General features: G+C 43.8%; 20 protein-coding genes. 11 read left to right on the forward strand and 9 right to left on the reverse strand.

All coding sequences use genetic code 11. The features are described from left to right. Positions 1-92: 92 nt before the first annotated feature. Together MuYL_RS02630 and galB are read right to left on the reverse strand one after the other, a co-directional pair. Complete coding sequence (locus MuYL_RS02630; protein ID WP_094569045.1) at positions 93-725, reverse strand: DUF4136 domain-containing protein; 633 nt, start codon at positions 723-725, stop codon at positions 93-95. Between the two features lie 107 nt (positions 726-832). Continuing rightward, positions 833-3,274: a beta-galactosidase GalB gene (gene galB / locus MuYL_RS02635; protein ID WP_094569046.1), complete on the reverse strand. Its 2,442-nt coding sequence runs from the start codon at positions 3,272-3,274 to the stop codon at positions 833-835. 102 nt (positions 3,275-3,376) lie between these two features. On the opposite strand from galB, the gene MuYL_RS02640 reads away from it, so the two are divergent. Then, positions 3,377-4,045, forward strand: coding sequence for a hypothetical protein (locus MuYL_RS02640; RefSeq protein WP_094569047.1), 669 nt, complete (start codon positions 3,377-3,379; stop codon positions 4,043-4,045). A 90-nt stretch (positions 4,046-4,135) separates the two neighbouring features. Here the strand turns inward: MuYL_RS02640 and MuYL_RS02645 are convergent, their stop codons facing one another. Together MuYL_RS02645 and asnS are read right to left on the reverse strand one after the other, a co-directional pair. Further along, entirely contained in the window at positions 4,136-4,588 is a 453-nt protein-coding gene (locus tag MuYL_RS02645) for an SRPBCC family protein (protein ID WP_094569048.1), read from the reverse strand. 99 nt (positions 4,589-4,687) lie between these two features. Continuing rightward, positions 4,688-6,136, reverse strand: a complete 1,449-nt coding sequence (gene asnS, locus MuYL_RS02650; protein WP_094569049.1) for an asparagine--tRNA ligase — start codon at positions 6,134-6,136, stop codon at positions 4,688-4,690. Positions 6,137-6,299: 163 nt separating this feature from the next. Between asnS and MuYL_RS02655 the strand changes: the two genes are divergently transcribed. Further along, positions 6,300-7,205 (forward strand): DMT family transporter, encoded by a 906-nt coding sequence (locus tag MuYL_RS02655; protein WP_094569050.1) that lies wholly within the window; start codon positions 6,300-6,302, stop codon positions 7,203-7,205. Here the strand turns inward: MuYL_RS02655 and MuYL_RS02660 are convergent. Next, positions 7,190-7,666, reverse strand: a complete 477-nt coding sequence (locus tag MuYL_RS02660) for a DUF6252 family protein (RefSeq protein WP_094569051.1) — start codon at positions 7,664-7,666, stop codon at positions 7,190-7,192. The two genes, MuYL_RS02655 and MuYL_RS02660, sit on opposite strands and share 16 nt — an antisense overlap. 87 nt (positions 7,667-7,753) lie before the next feature. Beyond that, positions 7,754-8,215, reverse strand: a complete 462-nt coding sequence (locus tag MuYL_RS02665) for a DUF6252 family protein (RefSeq protein WP_157740546.1) — start codon at positions 8,213-8,215, stop codon at positions 7,754-7,756. Positions 8,216-8,353: 138 nt separating this feature from the next. Between MuYL_RS02665 and dnaG the strand changes: the two genes are divergently transcribed. From dnaG to MuYL_RS23820, 4 genes are all read left to right on the forward strand, one after another. After that, entirely contained in the window at positions 8,354-10,276 is a 1,923-nt protein-coding gene (gene dnaG / locus MuYL_RS02670; RefSeq protein WP_094569053.1) for a DNA primase, read from the forward strand. Beyond that, entirely contained in the window at positions 10,276-10,644 is a 369-nt protein-coding gene (locus MuYL_RS02675; protein ID WP_094569054.1) for a YraN family protein, read from the forward strand. The genes dnaG and MuYL_RS02675 overlap by 1 nt, the downstream gene beginning before the upstream one ends. 8 nt (positions 10,645-10,652) lie before the next feature. Continuing rightward, positions 10,653-11,732, forward strand: a complete 1,080-nt coding sequence (locus MuYL_RS02680) for a glutaminyl-peptide cyclotransferase (protein ID WP_094569055.1) — start codon at positions 10,653-10,655, stop codon at positions 11,730-11,732. 258 nt (positions 11,733-11,990) lie between these two features. Then, the gene (locus MuYL_RS23820) at positions 11,991-12,188 is read left to right on the forward strand and encodes a DUF805 domain-containing protein (protein ID WP_394339005.1); all 198 of its coding nucleotides are present in this window, start codon (positions 11,991-11,993) and stop codon (positions 12,186-12,188) included. Between the two features lie 62 nt (positions 12,189-12,250). Here MuYL_RS23820 and pgi read toward each other — a convergent pair whose 3' ends face one another. Further along, complete coding sequence (pgi, locus tag MuYL_RS02690; RefSeq protein ID WP_094569056.1) at positions 12,251-13,897, reverse strand: glucose-6-phosphate isomerase; 1,647 nt, start codon at positions 13,895-13,897, stop codon at positions 12,251-12,253. A 286-nt stretch (positions 13,898-14,183) separates the two neighbouring features. Between pgi and MuYL_RS02695 the strand changes: the two genes are divergently transcribed. From MuYL_RS02695 to MuYL_RS02705, 3 genes are all read left to right on the forward strand, one after another. Beyond that, positions 14,184-14,621, forward strand: a complete 438-nt coding sequence (locus tag MuYL_RS02695) for a hypothetical protein (protein ID WP_094569057.1) — start codon at positions 14,184-14,186, stop codon at positions 14,619-14,621. Between the two features lie 126 nt (positions 14,622-14,747). Further along, positions 14,748-15,840 (forward strand): peptide chain release factor 2 gene (prfB, locus tag MuYL_RS02700; protein ID WP_157740548.1). Its coding sequence is split into 2 segments (ribosomal slippage): positions 14,748-14,807 and positions 14,809-15,840, totalling 1,092 coding nucleotides; the frame shifts between segments, so codons are not numbered across the junction. 69 nt (positions 15,841-15,909) lie between these two features. Then, a complete protein-coding gene (locus tag MuYL_RS02705; protein ID WP_211710232.1) occupies positions 15,910-16,827 on the forward strand; it encodes an alpha/beta hydrolase in 918 nt (305 codons plus the stop codon). Positions 16,828-16,873: 46 nt separating this feature from the next. Here MuYL_RS02705 and MuYL_RS02710 read toward each other — a convergent pair whose 3' ends face one another. Continuing rightward, positions 16,874-17,737 (reverse strand): transglutaminase-like domain-containing protein, encoded by an 864-nt coding sequence (locus tag MuYL_RS02710; RefSeq protein ID WP_094569060.1) that lies wholly within the window; start codon positions 17,735-17,737, stop codon positions 16,874-16,876. A 43-nt stretch (positions 17,738-17,780) separates the two neighbouring features. On the opposite strand from MuYL_RS02710, the gene MuYL_RS02715 reads away from it, so the two are divergent. Both MuYL_RS02715 and MuYL_RS02720 read left to right on the forward strand, forming a co-directional pair. Next, positions 17,781-18,563, forward strand: coding sequence for an O-methyltransferase (locus MuYL_RS02715; protein ID WP_094569061.1), 783 nt, complete (start codon positions 17,781-17,783; stop codon positions 18,561-18,563). 55 nt (positions 18,564-18,618) lie between these two features. Further along, positions 18,619-19,092, forward strand: a complete 474-nt coding sequence (locus MuYL_RS02720) for an exonuclease domain-containing protein (protein WP_094569062.1) — start codon at positions 18,619-18,621, stop codon at positions 19,090-19,092. A 21-nt stretch (positions 19,093-19,113) separates the two neighbouring features. Here the strand turns inward: MuYL_RS02720 and MuYL_RS02725 are convergent, their stop codons facing one another. Continuing rightward, complete coding sequence (locus MuYL_RS02725) at positions 19,114-20,253, reverse strand: BamA/TamA family outer membrane protein (protein WP_157740550.1); 1,140 nt, start codon at positions 20,251-20,253, stop codon at positions 19,114-19,116. Between the last annotated feature and the right edge of the window lie 209 nt (positions 20,254-20,462).

Here is a 20,462-nt window from a genome sequence, read left to right on the forward strand (position 1 = left end):
TCCATTTACACTTCAAACAAAAATCCCTTAGGCCGGAAGCAAAAGGGATTTAAAAAAAGCGTTATATTTTCTTTAAAAAAAGTGTTGAGGCTTTACCTGTTTGCGTAAACAGGTGTTAACTGCAGCTGATCAATTATCCCGGTAACCACTTTGGGTAAATCTTCAATGTCCTTACGCGGGTTACTGTGAACTTCGCCAACACCAAATCCGCGCCAAACAATGCGACGTGTGTTAACGTCAATCAGATCTATAATCAGTGTTCCTTCTTTAAAGTGTTCCTTTTCTGCATAAGTTGGGCCTCCGTAGGCAAATGGTGCACCGTATGCATAATAGTATGGCCTGTAAAAGCCACCCCATCCGTATCCATACCCTAAACCAAGTCCCCATCCGCCCCAACCACCATAGTATCCGCCATAATAATTAGGAGAATAGTAATTTGTGCGGGCACCGCGGCCAACTTTGCTGGTATAGCTAACTATCAGATCCGGATTTCGCTGGCTCAAACGCAGGCCTTTGGCCACCAGTGCGGTAGTGGTTGCATCCTTAATTTTAGCATCGGCCTCGCTGTTTGCCATGCTTTTATCAGATGGCGGCATCCATGCAAATGTGTGATAATTACTTAAGTTGGTTTTGTTTATGGCGGCAGTGTAATAATTGTAACGTGTACAAGCTGACAGCCCCGAAATTATCACAGCAGTCAGCGCCAAATAAATTGATCTTTTCATGATATTAACTCCCTTATGTTCAATTAGACAAACGGTTTGTAAAAGGTTTAATTGCTAACAAAAATATTTCTAATCAAAATCTAATCTGTAGCAAATTAAGCCTAAAGTTAATGTTTTGTTTGAATAGTTATAACAGCCGGCAGCAAACCTTTTGATGTAGCTGAAAATGTTACAATGCCAGCTTTTTCTTTGGCCTGCACAATAGCAAGCGCAAGGCCGTTAAAAGCTTTGCGGTAATTAACTTTAAATGAATCATGGCTAACCGGGTCGCCATTATCCACGCCTGCAATAAATGCATCGCCGTTAATTTTAAAGTTTACCAGGTTGTTTGCATCCGGTACTACATTCCCGTCTTTGTCCAGTATTTTAACGGTTATAAATGAAAGGTCGCTGCCATTCGCTTTGATGTTTTTCCGGTCGGCTATCAGCTCAATTTTAGCGGGCTTGCCTGCAGTATGGATCACCTGTGTTAAAACAACCTTTCCATTTTTTCTTGAAACAGCTTTAAGTGTGCCCGGCTCATATTTTAAGCGCCACATAACATGCAGGTCATCGCCGGTTTTCTTTTTAATACCAACAGATTTACCGTTAAGATACAGTTCCACCTCATCAGCATGGTTATAATAGGCCCATATATCAACTGTTTTGCCCACCTGCCAGTTCCAGTGCGGGAAAATGTGTAATACGGTTTTGTTGGTCCATTCACTTTGATACATGTAAAATACATCCTTAGGGAACCCGGCCAAGTCAATTATTCCGAAATATGAACTGCGCGATGGCCATGAATACGGCGTAGGCTCTCCCAGGTAGTCAAAGCCTGTCCAGATGAACATCCCCGAAAGGAAATCATATTTTTTCATTACCTTCCAGGTGGCCTCGTGGGTTGAACCCCATGCCGGGCGTACGTTGTCATAAGCCGAAACACTGTTGTCCGGGTTGCCATCGGTAAACGGCTTATCATATCGTGATGGCCAAACACGGATGCTGTCTGAAGGCATATCGTAATGCCCGCGTGTTTCTAATCCAGAAGTTGTTTCGGTAGCTATGAATTTTTTACCGGGATAACGGTCATGAAACTTAGCATAATCAAATTCGTGGTAATTATACCCGATCAGATCAATAGCGCCCGACTTAATGATCTTATTTGAAGTGTCCGGGCGGTCGTTTGCGGTGGTTATAGGGCGGGTTTTATCAAGGCTGTGCACAATGCCTGCCAGCTCGGGCGCTATGCGCAATGCGCTGGTATCACCTTGCTGCGGAATCTCGTTTCCTATACTCCAAATCATCACGCTTGGGTGATTTCTGTCGCGCAGTACCTGGTCTTCCAAATCTTTTTTGTGCCATTCTTTAAAATACAAGTGGTAATCAAAGGTGGCTTTTTTCCATTCCCAACAGTCAAAAGCTTCATCCATTACAATAAAGCCCATTTTGTCGCAAAGGTCAAGCAGCTCAGGCGCCGGCGGATTGTGTGATGTGCGGATGCCGTTACAGCCCATTGCTTTCAGCATTTGCAACTGGCGTTCAAGCGCCCGGGTATTTACGGCAGCGCCCAGCGAACCCAGGTCGTGGTGATCACAAACGCCCAGTATTTTCATGGGTTGGCCGTTTAAAGAAAAGCCCTTGTCTGCATCAAAGTTAAAATAGCGGATGCCCACAGGAGTAGTATATTCATCCAGCACCTTAGCATTTTTAACTACCTGCGTTACCAGTTTATATTGGTATGGGTTGTTTACAGACCATAGTATCGGTTTTTTCAAAATAAATACCTGTCCGGCGTTTATCACAGAATCCCCCTCATTTGCTTTCGCAACAATAGCACCGGCGCCTGCAATAGCTTTGCCGGCAGCATCATAAAGCACAGTTTTTATGGTAATTGCTGAGGCTCCGTCCTTATTCTTTACCTTTACCTGCAGGTTTATTTTTGCTTCTTGTTGGCTTACTTCAGGTGTGGTAACATAAGTTCCCCAATGATCTATCGCTACCTTGTTGGTGGTAACCAGCCAAACATTGCGGTAAATGCCCGAGCCGGAATACCAGCGTGAATTGGGCTGCACAGAATTATCAACCTTAACGGATATGGTATTTTTACCACCGAAATTTAAATAAGGCGTAAGCTCGTACCTGAACGAGATATAGCCATTAGGGCGGAAACCAAGGTGATGCCCGTTTATCCACACATCGCTTTTTTGATAAACGCCATCAAAGTCAATATAAACCAGTTTACCTTTTGACGCCGTGGGTACGGTAAATGTTTTGCGGTACCAGCCTATGCCACCTGGCAATGCACCACCTTCGGGTGTTGCGGGGTTGTCTTTGCTGAATTTGCCTTCAATGCTCCAGTCGTGCGGCAGGTTTAACAAGCGCCAGTTTGCATCACTTACACTTGCCTTTTCGCCGCCTGTAACGTCGCCTAAATGAAAGTGCCAGCCTTTATCAAAGTCGGCAACGGTGCGGCCCTGCTGGGCAATTGCGGCAGAACTGGTAAATAAAAAAAAGAGTAAACCAAAAAGTCCCGCAGTTTTTGGAACAAAGCTTTTAAAAACAGACATAACTGGTGTTTGATTAATAACTGTAAAATCGACACTAATCTATAAATTATTAATATATATAGCGTGAATCATTTTTTTTATTTTAGAGGTAATTATTGCCTTATGGAAGATCACGCCAATAGCCGTCACAAAAAAACAGTACAGCCGGTAGCCAAAGCCCGGCAGGAAGTATATGTTTTACGAGATCTGAAAGAATATCTTGGGGAATCGCTATTAATTATTTTCAGTGTTTTACTGGCCCTGGTTTTAACGGAGTTTATAAATAAGCAGCACGAAAAATCACAAACAAAAGAATTGCTGAACAATATTAAAGAGGAACTGAAAAAAAACAAACAGGCAGAGCAGGAACAGTACGTTTACCAGCAGGGTATTTTGAAGCGAATTGATTCGGTTTTGAGAGATCCCGGATTGCAAAAAAAGGTATTAACCGATGGCACTTTCCATTTGGATTACCTGGCGCCTGAGGGGGTCTCGCTGCATGACCTGAGCAGGGTGGCCTGGCAGGTGGCGCAAAGCCATGACATTACGCCGAAACTTGAATTTAAGCTGGTTGAAATGCTTACTGATATTTATGACCAACAGGCAAGGATTGACAAAATTGAAGACAAAGAGGCCGCAGTATTTTTAAATTATGAATCGAGAAAGCCGGAGAACATTCGTGAAACGTTGATCCTTATGCGCGACAATTACCACGGCTGGGCGTTCGACAGGGCACCTGCGCTGATAAAAAAATATGATGCGGCTATAAAAGAGATTGATAGAGATTTGTAAAGGCGGCTGGTTACTTCTGTCTGATTAATGGAAATCCCAGTTTACAGATAAAATAATCTTTAGGAATTTTAAAAACTTCGTAAGGCTCTCTTAAGTAGCTTCCGCAGTTTCTTTTATCACCCTATTCCGCTCTACCAAAAGCTTTTCCATGTAACAGCCTAAAAAAAGGAAATTAGCGAGCCTCCCAAGCCAGCCACAGGGGGATTCAAACAGGAAAATATCTTTCATCACCGTTTGATCGTTTACGGTATAAAAAAGATGTTCGTGCCGGAAGCTTTTGAAAGCGCCGCTAACCATTTCGTCGGTAAATGAGTTCGGAAAGTCAAACTCTGTGACTTTTGAGCTGAGGTTTTGCCGGATGCCGAAATGCCGCGCGCGCCAGGTAACCGTTTCGCCCAATTCAATTAAACCGGTGGTACGCCCCGCAATAGCCTGTTCCCCGGTTTGTTTGGTAGATTCCAGATGCAGGTCAATACTCCTGGCCATGTCAAAACAGCGTTCAATTGGGGCATTAATATGGGTTGACAGTTCTATTTGGGTCATGATTGTTTTTTTAGGCAATTTAGCCCCTATTATTGCTTCACTGCGCTAACAATGACATGTTTGCATCAGCTTCACCCCAAAAACAACGACAATCAGCGATTAAAACTCGGCATTCCTTGGATACCTTGGGAAAGGGATCACATCCCTGATGTTACCCATGCCGGTAACAAATAATACCAGGCGCTCAAAGCCAAGCCCAAAACCCGCATGCGGGCAAGCGCCAAACCTGCGCGTATCCAGATACCACCAAAGCTCATCTTTAGGGATGCCCATTTCGTCCATGCGTTGCTCCAGCTTATCCAAACGTTCCTCACGCTGCGATCCGCCTACGATTTCGCCAATGCCCGGGAACAGGATATCCATTGCGCGAACAGTTTCGCGGCCATTGGCATCCGGCTCGTTCTGGCGCATATAAAATGCTTTGATCTCTTTTGGGTAATCGGTAAGGATCACCGGTTTTTTAAAGTGCTTCTCAACCAAATAGCGCTCATGTTCTGATTGCAGGTCGGTTCCCCAGCCTTCAACAGGGTACTGGAATTTCTTTTTCTTGTTCGGGGTCGATTCTTTTAAAATCTCGATAGCCTCGGTATAGGTAAGGCGCTCAAAATCGTTATCCAAACAAAATTGCAGCTTATCTGTCAGCGTCATCTCTGACCGTTCGTTCTGTGGCTTTTGTTTTTCTTCCTCGGTTAAGCGCTGGGATAAAAACGCGATATCATCGGCATTTTTATCAAGCGCATATTTTATAACATATTTCAACATGTCCTCGGCAAGGTCCATGTTGTCATTTAGGTCGTTAAAGGCAACTTCCGGTTCAATCATCCAAAACTCGGCCAGGTGGCGGGTAGTGTTTGAGTTTTCGGCACGGAATGTTGGTCCGAAAGTATAAATATCGCTCAAAGCCATTGCCCCAAGCTCGCCTTCCAGCTGCCCGGAAACGGTTAGGTTGGTTGCTTTGGCAAAAAAGTCTTGTGAGAAATCTATCTCCCCCGTTTCGGTTTTTGGCGGGTTGGCCAGATCAAAATTCGTTACGTGGAAAGTTTCTCCCGCACCCTCGGCATCAGATGCAGTAATGATAGGGGTGTGCAGGTAAACAAAGCCGCGCTCCTGGAAAAACTGGTGCACTGCAAACGACAGGCTGTTGCGCACACGGAATATGGCCCCAAAGGTATTGGTGCGGAAACGCAGGTGTGCCTTTTCGCGCAAAAACTCCAGCGTTTGTTTTTTTGGCTGCAACGGGTATTCTTCCGGGTCGCAATCACCTAATATTTCAATATCCTTTGCAATAACTTCTACTTTTTGCCCCTGGCCCAATGATGGGATCAGTTCGCCGGTTACGCTGATTGCAGCGCCAAAGGTGATGCGTTTAAGCAATGCCGGATCGGTATTTTCAAAATCAACCACAATTTGGATATTGTTATTGGTTGAGCCATCATTTAAAGCAATGAAACGATTTTGACGGAATGCACGCACCCACCCTTTAACGGTTATGTCAATACCTGTTTGTTCACTCTCCAATAATGCTTTGATCTTGATCCGCTGGCTCATATAAAATATTTTGAGGGGTAAAAATACGATTATTTGAGGTTTGTGGGAACCTGAATGCCGTGAAATTTTTGAATTAATACGATGTTGCCGGGTAAATTATGAATTACCCGAATCAAATAATTATGTAATTTATTCCATCTCGTGAGAATTCCGCAGCCCGCAAATGTGTAAGTTTGCGGTAATGAACCCCAAAGCAAGCCTGATTATCGGCATCCTGTGTATTGCCTTTTCACCCATTTTTGTAAGGCTTGCCGTTGCCGCTCCTTTAACTTCGGGCTTTTACCGCATTTTTATAGCCTGGCTTTGCCTGTTGCCTTATTGTATTATAAAAGGCCAGTTAAAAATAGGCCGCAGGGAATTAATGGTCGCGCTTATCGGTGGTGTGATTTTTGGAGCTGATATTGCTGTTTGGAACCTCTCGCTGGTAAAGATCCCGGCTACGGTGTCAACGCTTATCGCCAACCTTGCGCCGCTTTGGGTGGGATTGATCAGTTACCTGATCCTAAAACGCAAGTCGGGCAAAATGTTTTGGATAGGTACCTGGGTTGCCATTTTCGGCATGGTTATTTTAGTAGGCTATCAAAACATCTTGTCGCTGCAGTTTAATATCGGCATCCCGCTGGCGCTGCTGGCCAGCTTTTTTTACGCCATTTATATCGTTATTACCCGGGGCATCCTGCAAAAAATAAGTACGCTCACATTTATGTTTTATAACATGCTGGCCGGGAGTGTTTTTTTGTTTGGCATTAACCTGGTTCAGCACAATGAGCTTGTTGTATTTTCAACAGCAACCTGGTTGTGTTTTTTAGGTATGGGCCTGGTTTGTCAGCTTGCGGGCTGGCTAACCATCAATCGTTCGCTGCGTTTCCTGGAGTCAACCAAAGTATCCATTGCGCTTTTAAGTCAAACCGTGATAGCCGGTTTTTTGGCGATCCTGTTCCTGAGAGAAACGCTGGCCAGCAGGGAAATTTTCGGCAGTGTGATTGTGCTGGCCGGAATAGCAATCACCTTTTTAAAGAGAAAGGTAACACCATCCGACGCAATAGCGCTCAATCAATCAGGCACGTAAATATAAAACTTACCCCCGCTAAAGCTTAATTTATCGGGGCCGCCTCCATAAGTTTTCACAAAATTTAGTTCAAAAGTGCCGCTCATAATATTGCTGTAAACGTCAAAATTCTGTACCATAACGTTATTGGTATTTGTAGTATCCAGCTTGTACTCACCGGTTACCACATCACGGCCAATAGTAGTATAGTAGTGGGCCTGCCCTTGTTTTACGGCGTAATTTCCCTTTCCCCTGAATTTTAAATTGATTTGCAAGGTTTCTTCCCCGGCGGCCTTAAAGCCGATTATCTGCAAGGAATCTTTCCCTGAAAAATAGTCCGCATTAGGTGCAGCAACCCAATTGCCGCCGTTTTTAAAGGCACCCATAAAAAGGTCCTGGGCAACATTTTTGTTCTCTTTTTTACAGGCAACAACAAACAGGCAGTAAAAAGTGAGTACGGCAAGTAATAATTTCCTGGTCATGGCTTAATTGTTTAGTATGGTTTAAATACCTATACGATAGCCCTATGCGCAACGCTACAGCAAATTATCAACCAGCAAAAAATAAATTTAGTCGGGCAGTTTAACTCTGAAAACGCCGCCGGAAAAATCAATGGGTACGTATTCGTTGGGGTCATTGCTGTTTTTTAAAACAGATAGTTGGAAAATACCCGATATGATGCGGGTTTTGGTGTTATAGCTTTTAATCGTGATCATGTTGTTGCGGGTAGTGTCAACCCGGTAATAGCTGGTTTGGTTACCGCTGGCATCAGTTGTAAAAAAAGCTGCCTGGTTTAATGTTACCGGGTAGCTGCCGGTGTCTTTAAATTTAATTTTAAAAAATATATGTTCGCCGCCGCCCGCCCATAGCCCGCTTAGCTGTAAACTGTCACCAGGCAGGGTAGCAGTGCTGCCCACGGTTCCCCAGCCTATGTTGTTTTTATTTGCTTTAAAATAATAATCAGCAGGGATAACCTTACTGTCTTTATGGCACGAATAAATAACAATGCACACTGTGCAGCTTAGCAGCATTAATATTTTTTTTCTGTTTATTGCTTGTTTTAATACCATACGGTAAAGGTAATAAAATGATACAGCAATAAATTAATCGGCTTAAGAAACGGTAAAAAAGCTATTTTTGCAGTTACACTAATGTACCGTGTTTATTAAATGATCACCAAGCCCACTATCGACCGAATTATGGAAGCCACAGATATTGTGGAAGTGATAGGTGAGTTTGTACAGCTAAAAAAACGCGGAGCCAACTATGTAGGGCTCTCCCCTTTTGCCAATGAGCGTACCCCGTCGTTCACGGTATCGCCAGCCAAGGGAATCTTTAAAGACTTTTCATCCGGAAAAGGCGGCTCGGCTGTTACTTTTTTAATGGAACTGGAGAAGTTTACTTATCCGGAAGCGCTAAAGTGGCTGGCAAAAAAATATGGTATAGAGGTTGAGGAAACTGTTGAAGTTGCTGAGAACCGAGAGGAAGAGAATCACCGCGAAAGCCTGATGATAGTTAGCGGTTACGCCGCCAAATTTTTTCATGAAAGCCTGCTCGAAACCGACGAGGGGAAAAGCATTGGCCTGAGTTATTTTAAGGAGCGCGGCTTTACCAGCGAAACCATCAAAAAATTTGAGTTGGGTTACTCGCCCGATCAGTGGGAAGCTTTTACCGGCCAAGCCATTAAAGAGGGCTACCAGCAGCAGTTTTTGGTAGAAAGCGGCCTGTCTGTTAAGCGGGACAACGGGACGCTGTATGACCGGTACCGGGGGCGTGTGATGTTTCCCATCCACAGCTTTACCGGCAGGGTGATTGCCTTTGGTGGGCGGACACTTAAAAATGATAAGAATGTCCCTAAATATGTAAACTCGCCTGAGTCAGAGATCTACCATAAATCAAACGTGCTTTATGGTCTGTACTTTGCAAAAAAGGCAATCCGGGAAGAAGATAATTGTTTTTTGGTGGAGGGTTATGCCGATGTGCTTTCAGTACACCAGGCCGGGATTGAGAATGTGGTGGCGTCGTCAGGGACTTCGCTAACCGTTGAACAGATAAGGCTGATAGGCCGCTTCACAAAAAATATTACCATATTGTATGATGGTGACGCGGCGGGTATAAAAGCATCTTTGCGGGGGCTTGATATGATTTTGGAGGAAGGCCTGAATGTAAAGGTTGTGCTGTTTCCCGACGGTCATGACCCCGACTCCTACGTGCGAAACTTTGGCACCAACGGCTTCAAAAAACATATTGCCGACAACAAAAAGGATTTTATCCTTTTCAAAACCGACATCCTGCTAAAAGAAGTAGGGAACGACCCTATTAAAAAGGCCGATGTGATAAGGGAGATTGTTGAAAGCGTAGCCAAGATCCCCGACTCAATCAAAGCTTCTGTATTTATAAAGGAATGCAGCTATTTACTGCAGATAGATGAGCGCGCGCTGCTATCAGAGCTCAACAAAATGCGGATGGCGAAAGCCAAAAAAGATTCGCAGCAGCAAATTTCCAGGGCGGCACCTCTTGATGAACCTAACTTTTTTGACGAGCCCGAAGTAAAGGTTGAAAAAGATGAATCGAACCAGGAAAAAGAGATCATCCGCCTTTTTCTGCTATATGGCAACCGGATTATCGACTGGGATGGCATCGCCAATACCTACATCGGCCCTTTTATGATAGCTGAATTGAACGACGTTGAATTTGAGCATAAAACCTGCAAAACGTTTGTTGAAATTTATCGCAAAGAGGTGGAGAACGGTGTATTACCCGATGAGCAATATTTTATCCATTACCCGGAAAAAGATATTGTTGACTTGGCTGTTAACCAGATTGCCACCAAATACACACTGAGCGATAACTGGTACGAAATGCACAAGATCCTGGTGAACGATGAGCAGGCAAATATGAAAGCTACCATATTGGGCGCTATATTTCACCTTAAAAAACAAAAGGTGGGCAAAATACTGGAAAGCCTGCGGAAGGAACTCCAAAAAACAAGCGTCGAAGCTGACCAGGAGATCCTGCTCAACCAATATATGCACATGAAGAAGGTGGAGAAAACTATTTCCGACTACCTTGGGTCAGTAATATTAAAATAATGGCGCAGCACCTTGACCTTGGTCGCCGGGGCGAAAGCCTGGCAAAAGCACATTTGGAAAATACCGGATATGAGATCATGGATGAGAACTGGACACATGGCCGCCTGGAAGTTGATCTTATTGCATATAAAAACAAGGTGATTATATTTACCGAAGTAAAAACCCGTACAGGCAACTGGTTTGGCGAGCCGGAGGATTTTGTGGATGCCCGCAAACAAAAACTATTGGCGGAGGCAGCAGAAGAATATATTTACCTGATGAACCACCAGGGAGAAGTTCGGTTTGATATTATATCCGTTTTGTTTGACAGGGATAACAATTACATACTAAAACATATAGAAGACGCGTTTTGGCCAACAGCCATGTAAACAATACCATGAAATTGAAATTCAACCTATTATTAGCGGCAGCCACAGTTATACTTGCTTTTGGCTGCAAAACCAAATCAGCGGATAGCGGCTTAACTTTAAGTCCGGAGGCCGGAACCAGTTACAAAACCGGCGATGTTGTTGCTGTGCAGGCCCATTTCCCGGCAGATCTAAAGCCTGATTCTGTTGTTTACCTGCTTGATTCCGTTAGGCTGGGATCAAAAAAAGATACCTCGGTATTCTCATTAAAAACAGATAGCCTTGCCGTGGGCCCGCGCATAATTACTGCTAAGGTTTATACGGGCGGTAAAAGCCAGGATGCATCAACCAATATTGCACTGATGCCGGCAAAGGCTCCTGATGAATATACTTTTAAAGTTGAAAAAGTGTACCCGCATGATACCTCCTCATTCACCGAAGGCCTGGTTTTCAAGGACGGTGTATTTTATGAGAGCGCGGGCGGCTACCTCGATCCGCCGCAGGGGTCGCCGAAAGATCAGCAGTCGAGCTTAAGAAAAGTTGACCTGGCCACAGGCAAGCCGTTGCAAAAAGTAATGGTAAGCCCTAAAATTTTTGCCGAGGGCATAGCCATAGTAGGTGACAAGCTGCTGCAGTTAACCTACCATGAAAAGATAGGCCTGGTATATGATAAAAAAACATTTAAACAGTTAAGCACCTTTCCTAACAATGTAGGTGTTGAAGGCTGGGGCATGTGCTTTGATGGCAAAAAATTATACATGGATGATAGCACCAACCGGATCTGGTTCCTGGATAAGGACACTTACCGCCAAACCGGATTTATTGATGTTTTTGATAACAAAGGCGCGGTAAATGAGATAAATGAGCTGGAATATATTGACGGTAAGATATACGCCAACATATGGAAAACCGACACCATTATTGCCATTGACCCTAAAACAGGCACTGTTTTACAAAGGATAGACCTTGGCGGCCTTTACCCCGTAACAAAACGGAATGAGGGTGCAGATGTAATGAACGGAATTGCCTATGATGCCGCAACAAAAAGGATCTTTATTACCGGTAAAAAATGGGATAAATTATTCCAGGTGAGCTTTGTGAAGAAATAAAAAGATTTAAGAGACATTGGTTCAAAAGGGAATGGCTACATTACCAAACCTTACCCTAAAATCATGTTTAAAAATATTTTTTCCTTTGAAGGTCGAATCAGAAGGACCGAACTTTGCATTAGTTATATAATTTATTTGGTGCTGTACCTTACTGTTTACGCTTTAACCGAAGGGCAGGAAGGGATAAAACTTTTAGTATTATAATATATTCCCCTGCTTTGGTTTATTTGGGCGCAGGCCGCTAAACGATGTCATGACCTGGACAAAAGCGGGTGGTGGCAATTAATTCCATTTTATTTTTTCTGGTTAATGTTTCAGGAAGGCAACCCTGACGATAACGGATACGGGGACAATCCAAAACTAAAAAGAGGATTTGAGGCCGATGATTATCAGGAACCGTTTTTGGGAAATACAAATGACCTACAACTTCCAGATTTGGAGAAGCAGGCGGAATAATCAACATAAAGTTAAAGAAGGCAGTTTTCAATTGTAATTAAAACTGAAAACTGCCTTTAAGTTTACCGCCAGGCTTTATACTGGTTGATCAATCCATTGGTTGATGAATCATGTGTGTTTACTTCGTTATTATCTTTCAGCTCAGGCAAAATCTTGCCTGCCAATTGCTTACCAAGTTCCACGCCCCATTGGTCAAAGCTGTAAATGTTCCAGATAATACCCTGTACAAATATTTTATGCTCATACATGGCGATTAATGAACCCAGACTGTGCGGTGTGATTTTTTTAAGCAGGATAGAATTAGTTGGCCTGTTGCCTTCAAACTCTTTAAACGGTGCTATCTTTTCAATTTCTTCGTCGGTTTTACCGGCTTTCTTTAGTTCATCCACAACAACCTCGCGGGTTTTGCCATTCATCAGGGCCTCGGTTTGGGCAAAAAAGTTTGAAAGCAGCATGTTGTGATGTTCGCCAAGGGGGTTGTGTGATTGTGCCGGCGCTATAAAATCGCACGGGATCAGTTTGGTGCCCTGGTGAATCAGCTGGTAAAAGGCATGCTGGCCATTGGTGCCAGGCTCGCCCCATATAATTGGTCCGGTCTGGTAATCAATGGGTTTTCCGTTACGGTCAACATGTTTGCCATTGCTTTCCATATCGCCTTGCTGAAAATAGGCAGCAAAACGGTGCATGTACTGGTCGTAAGGTAAAATGGCATTGGTTTCAGCTTCAAAAAAATTGTTATACCAAATGCCTACCAGGGCCAGCGCTACAGGAAGATTTTGTTCAAGTTCGGCGTTTTTAAAGTGATTATCCATGGCATGGGCCCCGCCTAATAGCTCGGCAAAGTTCTCAAAACCTATACTTAAAGCAATTGACAAGCCGATGGCGCTCCACAATGAATAACGACCGCCAACCCAATCCCAAAATTCGAACATATTTTTGGTGTCGATCCCAAATTTGGCAACCCCTTCGCTATTGGTTGATAATGCTGCGAAGTGTTTGGCTACATCAGCATCTTTACCGCCGCCTGCAATAAACCAGTCGCGGGCGCTGTGTGCATTGCCCATGGTTTCCTGTGTGGTGAAAGTTTTTGAGGCAATCAGGAATAACGTGGTTTCAGGGTTTAAGCCTTTTAGTGTTTCAACTATATGTGTACCATCCACGTTGGATACAAAGTGCATGTTCAGGTGGTTTTTATAAGCCTTCAAAGCTTCAGTAACCATCACCGGGCCAAGGTCTGATCCGCCGATCCCGATATTTACCACATCGGTAATGGACTTGCCGGTAAAGCCCTTCCATGTGCCGGAGATAATAGCTTCGCTAAATTCCTTCATGTGGTCCAGTACCCGGTTAACATCAGGCATTACATCTTTTCCATCAACATAAACAGGGGTATTGCTGCGGTTGCGCAACGCCACGTGCAGCACAGGGCGGCCTTCGGTAACGTTAATAATTTCGCCGCTGAACATGGCATCTATTGCCTTATTTAGTGAACACTCGCGCGCCAGTTGCATCAGCAATGCTACAGTTTGCTCATCAATCCTGTTCTTTGAGTAATCAAGCAGGATGTCTTCAAATTGCAGCGAGAACTTATTAAAACGCTGATTGTCAATTTCAAATAGTTCTTTCAGACTTTTGGAAACAATGTCGATGTAATGATCAGCCAGGTATTTGTATGACTGGGTGGTGGTGAAATCGGTGTTTGGCAACATAATTGAATTGATTTTAAACAAAAGTAACAAGTTAAAACTTACACCATAAATAAAACCGAAAACTTTGACACGATAGTGTTATTTAATTCCGGAAAAAATCCATCGGATAGTGTTGTTTTAACACCCCGTACATAGTGTGGAATTTACAATAAGTCAATTGTCATATTTTCAACAGATTTTAGATACTGCTTGAAAATTCAAAATAAATATTTGATATATTTGCGTTGATAACAAATAAATCGGATTTTTTTATCAATTTATTAATCTGCTTAAAACACATAAAACGATGTTTGAAAAACTGTTTATGCTTGTCAAAAATAACGCCGGGACGGCTGTTATTGACAACCCTGCTATTCCGGTTAAATACCATGAAGCAGTGATCAATGAGGCATCAAGTTCTATTATCGAGGTTTTGAAGAACCAGCTGGAGACGGGTAAGGTAAAAGATTTGATCAAATTCTTCCAGTTCTCGGGCATCTACAACAATTCATTGGTAACAAGTATCATTAACAAGTTTGCCAACAAGCTGAACAATTTTTACGGCATTGAACCGGCTTCAGCAATGTTGGCAGCTAATTCTTTAATAACTCCTGTTATGGAAGAGTTGGTGAAGGAATCAAAAGATGCTAAAAATACAGATTTTGGCTTAAGTAACTTTATCTCAAAATTAAGTGGTAACCGCACTGACATGAGCGGCCTGGTTAACCAGATGATGGTTGCTTAAGTAAGGTTATAAAAGTTTAAAAATGTTTTAAGGGTTGTAAAGGTCATGCTTTTACAGCCCTTTCTTTTATCTTTAAACCATTACAACTACTACAACCTTTTCCAACCAAAAAACTATATTTGCCACATGACTAAAGAACAGATCCAGGATTTAAGGGATAGAATAACTTCCCTGAGGAGGCATCTTTGACATCGACAAGAAACTCGATGCATTGCAGATTGAACAGGAAATAACTGTTGGCCCCCATTTTTGGGACCATCCTAAAGAAGCCGAAAAGGTGCTGGCTTCTATAAAAACAAAAAAAGTATGGACCGATGCCTTCCAGAAGGTAGTGGCTACGGTTGAAGATACAGGTGTGCTTTTTGAATTTTTCCAGGCAGGCGATGCTACCGAAGCAGAAATGCAGGAGCAATACAACGCGGCCATAAAAGAAGTTGAAGAGCTTGAATTTAAAAACATGCTTTCGGCGGAAGAAGACCAGTTTAACGCGGTGCTGCAAATTACTGCAGGTGCAGGCGGTACCGAAAGCTGTGACTGGGCAGGTATGCTGATGCGTATGTACATTATGTGGGGCGAAAAGCATGGCTATAAAGTAACCGAACAGGATTTTCAGGAAGGTGACGTTGCCGGTGTTAAAACTGTAACCCTGCAAATAGAAGGCGATTTTACTTACGGGTACCTGAAGGGCGAAAATGGCGTGCATCGCCTGGTGCGGATCTCGCCGTTTGATTCAAACGCCAAGCGCCATACCTCATTCGCATCGGTGTATGTTTACCCGCTGGTTGACGATACCATTGAAATTGAAGTTAAAGACGCTGATATAGAGTTTGAAACCTTCCGCTCGGGCGGTGCCGGCGGCCAGAACGTGAACAAGGTGGAAACTGCCGTGCGTTTATACCACAAACCATCAGGCATCATCATCAAGAACCAGGAATCGCGCTCGCAGTTGCAGAATAAGGAAAATGCCATCAGGTTGCTTAAATCGCAATTGTATGAGGCCGAAATGCGCAAGCGCATGGAACTTAGCAACGCGGTGGAAGGGAATAAGAAAAAGATTGAATGGGGGTCGCAGATCCGTAATTATGTATTGCACCCGTACAAGCTGGTTAAAGATCTGCGTACCGATCATGAAACATCAAACGCTGCCGCCGTACTGGACGGTGACCTCGACGAATTTTTAAAGTCCTATTTAATGGAATTTGGCGGTCCGAAGGGTTAAATAATGATTTTTTCATAGCGGTGGGTTTACCCACCGCTATGCTGTAATACGCTTATACCTAAAGCTAATATGATGAAGACAATTTTGTGCACGTTAATGCTCTTAAGCACCTTTTCTTTAATAAAAGCGCAAGAGAGACCCCTGCCCCTTTATCCCAATGGTGTGCCGAACAGCAAGGCCACCCCGGCAAAATATATTGAAAAAGATGAAAACGGATGGGCATCGTTTGTGAGCGTGCCTACTATAATCCCTTATCTGCCCGCAAAAGGAACGGCAAACGGTACCTCAATTGTGATATTCCCCGGCGGAGGGTATTCAGGACTTTCAATGGAGAATGAAGGCTCAAGTATTGCTAAAGCATTTAACCAGTTGGGCGTGACGGCCTTTATAGTAAAATACCGGCTGCCAAGTGATGAGATTATGCCTGATAAAACCATAGGGCCGCTGCAGGATGCACAGCAGGCTGTTTTAATGGTGCGTAAAAACGCCGTTAAGTGGGGATTAAAAACAGATAAAGTAGGCATCATAGGCTTCTCGGCCGGCGGGCACCTGGCATCAACACTGGGTACGCATTTTGAAAAAGTGCTGGTTGACAATAAAGATAACATTAGCGCACGACCTGATTTTATGCTGCTGCTTTACCCGGTAATTTCATTCGGACCGCAGGCACATGTTGGTTCGCGCGAGAACCTGATCGGTAAAACACCGGCCGAAGGTTTGGTGAATTTATACAGCAATGAAAAACAGGTAACTGCCAATACGCCGCCCACACTATTGGTACACGCCGAAGATGACGACGTAGTGCCGGTACAGAACAGCCTGATGTTTTACGAAGCACTGCTGAACGCCAGGGTAAAGACAGAAATGCACCTGTACCAGGAAGGCGGACATGGGTTTGGATTGAACAATTCCAAAAGCAAGAGCAAATGGATGGACTGGGCAAAGAACTGGATGATAGAAAATGGGTTTTGCCCTACGGCTCCTTAAAGCGAAAGTTTTGAATTACAAACAGCCTTGTATTTTCTTTTCCTCTTTAGGGCCCTTCTATTATCTCCAGCAACTCATTCAGCTCATCAACCTTATCTGCTGATCCCAAATGTTCGTAAGCGCTGATAAGGTTGCGTAATACCCTTTTAATAATATCTGTATTGGAGCATGGCTCATAAAACTGCTTATCAAATTTCAGGTTCAGCTGCTTTAAAAACATATCCACATCACGGCGGCCAAAAATAAAGCCCTTGTTAAAGGCATTGATATAAAACAAAATACCTCCTTCAAAATCGCTTTGCAGGGTCTCGTCCATATAGGCTAAAATAAAATGCTGCGGCAGGTTTACACCATAAACCGGGATGTCCAGTTTTTGAGCAATGATGGAATAAATAATAGCCAGCGAGATCTGGTTTCCCTTTTTGGTTTCGAGTACCTGGCTGATATAGCTGTTTTGCGGGTCCTGGTGATTGGTGGTGTTCCCTACGAAACCATAAATGCTGTAAAACACGTGGTTAATCAGCTTGATTTGCTCAGCCGGACTGGCCTCGTTCATCATCTGGATCCAGATGTCGCGCTTAATGGCCTCTATCTGGTTTATAACCTTCTGCTCATCTAAATCCGGGTACTGATACCGGTTAACTATCAGGATGCCCTGCAGCAGGTCAAATGCGCCGCCCTGGTGCCATAGCTGCAGATCTTTCTTAACTATCCCAAACTGGATCTCGTGTACCAGGTTGGCAATGCGCTCCTGCTGTACCGCGTCAAATGCCTGCTCCCAGGCCTGTTCTAAATATTCAATGGCTTCCGGGCCATAAGAGAGTAATTTCTGATGAACGTGTTCAAATATCTCCCCATCCGGATCGTCCAGTAAACGTATCAATGAATTTACTTCTGTTGGATTTATCATGCTATACTGCTAAAATACTAAACGTTTGTATATTTTTACAGCCATGTTTAATTTAAGGTTCGCGAAAGACTACCTGTTTCATCGGCTTAAAGCAAAAAACAGGCATGGTGTGCACTCTCCATTTGTTTACAGGCTGATTGATAATGTAATTTACGATTTTGATGCCAAAAAAGTATATACAGATGTGGAGAACATCCGGGAAGGGTTATTTAATGACACCAGGATTATAACCATAACCGACCTCGGCGCGGGATCGCATGTAAACAATAATCGCCAAAAAAAGATCAGCGATATTGCGCATAACGCGTTAAAACCACCCAAACTTGCGCAGTTGCTGTTTCGCTTTGTGGCCGATCTAAAACCAAACAATATTATTGAGTTAGGCACCTGTTTAGGCACAACTACCCTGTACCTGCAAAAGGCTGCGCCTAAGGCCAGGGTTTACACATTGGAAGGCTGCCCTGAAACGGCTAAAATAGCTCAGGAGACTTTTGCCAAAGGCGATATAAAAGCCGAACCCGTTGTCGGCAATTTTGATGATACGCTTCCCGGTGTGATCAGCAGTGTGGCGCAGCTTGACTTTGTTTTTGTAGATGGCAATCACCAAAAAGATGCTACGCTTAAATACTTTGAATGGTGCCTGCCCAAAGTGCACGAAAATACGATGCTTATTTTTGATGATATTTACTGGAGCACCGGCATGAAAGAAGCGTGGGAACAAATTAAAGCGCACCCACGGGTTACGGTAACGATTGATCTGTTTTGGATTGGCCTGGTGTTTTTTAAACCGGGACAGGCGAAGGAAGATTTTTTAATAAAGATCTGATGGCCAACTGCCGGAAATTAGTAGGAACTCCCAATCTAAATCCCGATTTTATAACATGAGTAATACATTCACCGCGATTGATTTTGAAACGGCACAGGGCAAACGCTGGAGTATTTGCCAGGTGGGGCTGGTGAGGGTAGAGGAAGGGAAATTAGTTAACCGGCTTAACCTGCTTGTTTGCCCGCCGGGTAATATATACTCGGGCATTAACACGCAAATTCATGGGATAAGTGCAAGGCACACCTTTAACTCACCCAGGTTTGCCGAAGTTTGGCCGTTAATTAGCCCTTACATAGAAAATGAAACGGTAGTTGCCCACAACGGAGCCTTTGATTTTAGCTGCCTTTCACAAACGCTCGATTATTATCAAATCCGGCAACCCGGGTACGTTAAGCAGTGTACCTATAAAATATTTGGAAAAGGGCTGGCTGCCTGTTGTTCGGCGCATAGAATTGCGCTCAACCATCATGATGCGTTATCTGACGCCATGGCCTGCGCCCAGCTTTATCTTATTCACCTTAACAGGTAACGCTGTTTTTTTGTCCGCACATTAAAAACTCTGTCCCAGCGCTATATAAAACCCGCCTTCGCGTTTCTCGCCTGCCGGTTTTTGGCCTACGCCATAATCAAGGCGAATGGCTAATCCTTTTTCCACATCAAAAAAGTAACGTACGCCGCCGCCATAATTGGGCTTTAGTTGCGCCGTACTGAAGGTAGAATGGAATACTTCGCCCGTACCCACAAAACCCACTATTCCAAAACGGTTATCAACGCGGTAGCGCAGTTCGGTTTGCCCGGCAATATAATTGCGGTCGCGATAGCGGCCCTGGTAATAGCCGCGCATCATCTCGTCGCTGCCCATCTGGGGTAACAGGTAAAATGGCGACCGGCTGCCGGTTAAGCTTTGTTCCTGAATGTCCACCCCTAAAACAAGCTTGCGGGCAAGCTGAAAAAATTGGGCATACTCAATATTGAAAAACCCACCTTTATAGCTGTTATTGGCATAGGTGCCATGCATCAGGTTATAATAACTGCTAATCACCATTCCCTTTGTGGTGTAGGTATTATTGTTGCGGGTATCAAAGGTAAAGCTTGGGCCAATGTAGGCACTTGCACCGCCATGACCATCTTCAACCTGGGGGTCGGAGTTTATGGTACTATAAACGTTGGGGTCGTATTTGTAAAAATATTTGATAACGCCGCCCACCAGGCCCACATAAAAATTGTCGCCAATGCGTTTTTCTGCCGCCATGCCGAGTTTATAACGTTTTTCGGCCACATGATCCAATGCCGATAGTTTGGTATTGTTACCCACGCCGTAAAAGTTAAATGGAAAGTTGTAGTAGCTGATCACCCCGGTAAAATGATACTTGTTTTGCGGTGTCCAGTAGTTGGCGTTGAGGCTAAGTTTCGCCTGTCCTTTTGTGGTAAGGGTTGAGTAGCCAAAAAGGCTTGATACACGCGTGTCATGCCCCGTAGTATCGGTATAAAATGATAATAAAGCAGCTCCACCGAATTCAAGCCCTGTTTCCGGGGCAGAGCTTAATGCAGGCAGCAGTACGAAGCTGGGCTTACGGCTGCTATCTTTTTTAAAATACATTTGACGGATAAACTTTGGCAGAAAATTCAGTTGTGCAAAAACCCCCTGGACGCTAAAAAGGAATATAAATACGATAAAAAGTTTTTTCATGTAACGCAGATGTTGCGAAGATAAGGGCATTTTGGCTATAATGTTTTATTTTTTAAGACAAACAGCGCAAAAAAAGGCCTAACGTCTTATTGGAGGGGCACCATCGCAGAAAAAACAAAAAGTTGTATGATAGGAACCCTGAGGTAAGAAGGACAAAAAAAATCAAAACGGGTAGGTAGTTGATCATAAAGAAACCAACCACATTTATT

The sequence above is a fragment of the Mucilaginibacter xinganensis genome (assembly GCF_002257585.1).
GTDB classification, from domain to species: domain Bacteria; phylum Bacteroidota; class Bacteroidia; order Sphingobacteriales; family Sphingobacteriaceae; genus Mucilaginibacter; species Mucilaginibacter xinganensis.

Coding starts and splice junctions, on each gene's coding strand:
- MuYL_RS02630 (WP_094569045.1), bottom strand. CDS start 725: ATGAAAAGATCAATTTATTTGGCGCTGACTGCTGTGATAATTTCGGGG.
- galB (WP_094569046.1), bottom strand. CDS start 3,274: ATGTCTGTTTTTAAAAGCTTTGTTCCAAAAACTGCGGGACTTTTTGGT.
- MuYL_RS02640 (WP_094569047.1), top strand. CDS start 3,377: ATGGAAGATCACGCCAATAGCCGTCACAAAAAAACAGTACAGCCGGTA.
- MuYL_RS02645 (WP_094569048.1), bottom strand. CDS start 4,588: ATGACCCAAATAGAACTGTCAACCCATATTAATGCCCCAATTGAACGC.
- asnS (WP_094569049.1), bottom strand. CDS start 6,136: ATGAGCCAGCGGATCAAGATCAAAGCATTATTGGAGAGTGAACAAACA.
- MuYL_RS02655 (WP_094569050.1), top strand. CDS start 6,300: ATGTGTAAGTTTGCGGTAATGAACCCCAAAGCAAGCCTGATTATCGGC.
- MuYL_RS02660 (WP_094569051.1), bottom strand. CDS start 7,666: ATGACCAGGAAATTATTACTTGCCGTACTCACTTTTTACTGCCTGTTT.
- MuYL_RS02665 (WP_157740546.1), bottom strand. CDS start 8,215: ATGCTGCTAAGCTGCACAGTGTGCATTGTTATTTATTCGTGCCATAAA.
- dnaG (WP_094569053.1), top strand. CDS start 8,354: ATGATCACCAAGCCCACTATCGACCGAATTATGGAAGCCACAGATATT.
- MuYL_RS02675 (WP_094569054.1), top strand. CDS start 10,276: ATGGCGCAGCACCTTGACCTTGGTCGCCGGGGCGAAAGCCTGGCAAAA.
- MuYL_RS02680 (WP_094569055.1), top strand. CDS start 10,653: ATGAAATTGAAATTCAACCTATTATTAGCGGCAGCCACAGTTATACTT.
- pgi (WP_094569056.1), bottom strand. CDS start 13,897: ATGTTGCCAAACACCGATTTCACCACCACCCAGTCATACAAATACCTG.
- MuYL_RS02695 (WP_094569057.1), top strand. CDS start 14,184: ATGTTTGAAAAACTGTTTATGCTTGTCAAAAATAACGCCGGGACGGCT.
- MuYL_RS02705 (WP_211710232.1), top strand. CDS start 15,910: ATGATGAAGACAATTTTGTGCACGTTAATGCTCTTAAGCACCTTTTCT.
- MuYL_RS02710 (WP_094569060.1), bottom strand. CDS start 17,737: ATGATAAATCCAACAGAAGTAAATTCATTGATACGTTTACTGGACGAT.
- MuYL_RS02715 (WP_094569061.1), top strand. CDS start 17,781: ATGTTTAATTTAAGGTTCGCGAAAGACTACCTGTTTCATCGGCTTAAA.
- MuYL_RS02720 (WP_094569062.1), top strand. CDS start 18,619: ATGAGTAATACATTCACCGCGATTGATTTTGAAACGGCACAGGGCAAA.
- MuYL_RS02725 (WP_157740550.1), bottom strand. CDS start 20,253: ATGAAAAAACTTTTTATCGTATTTATATTCCTTTTTAGCGTCCAGGGG.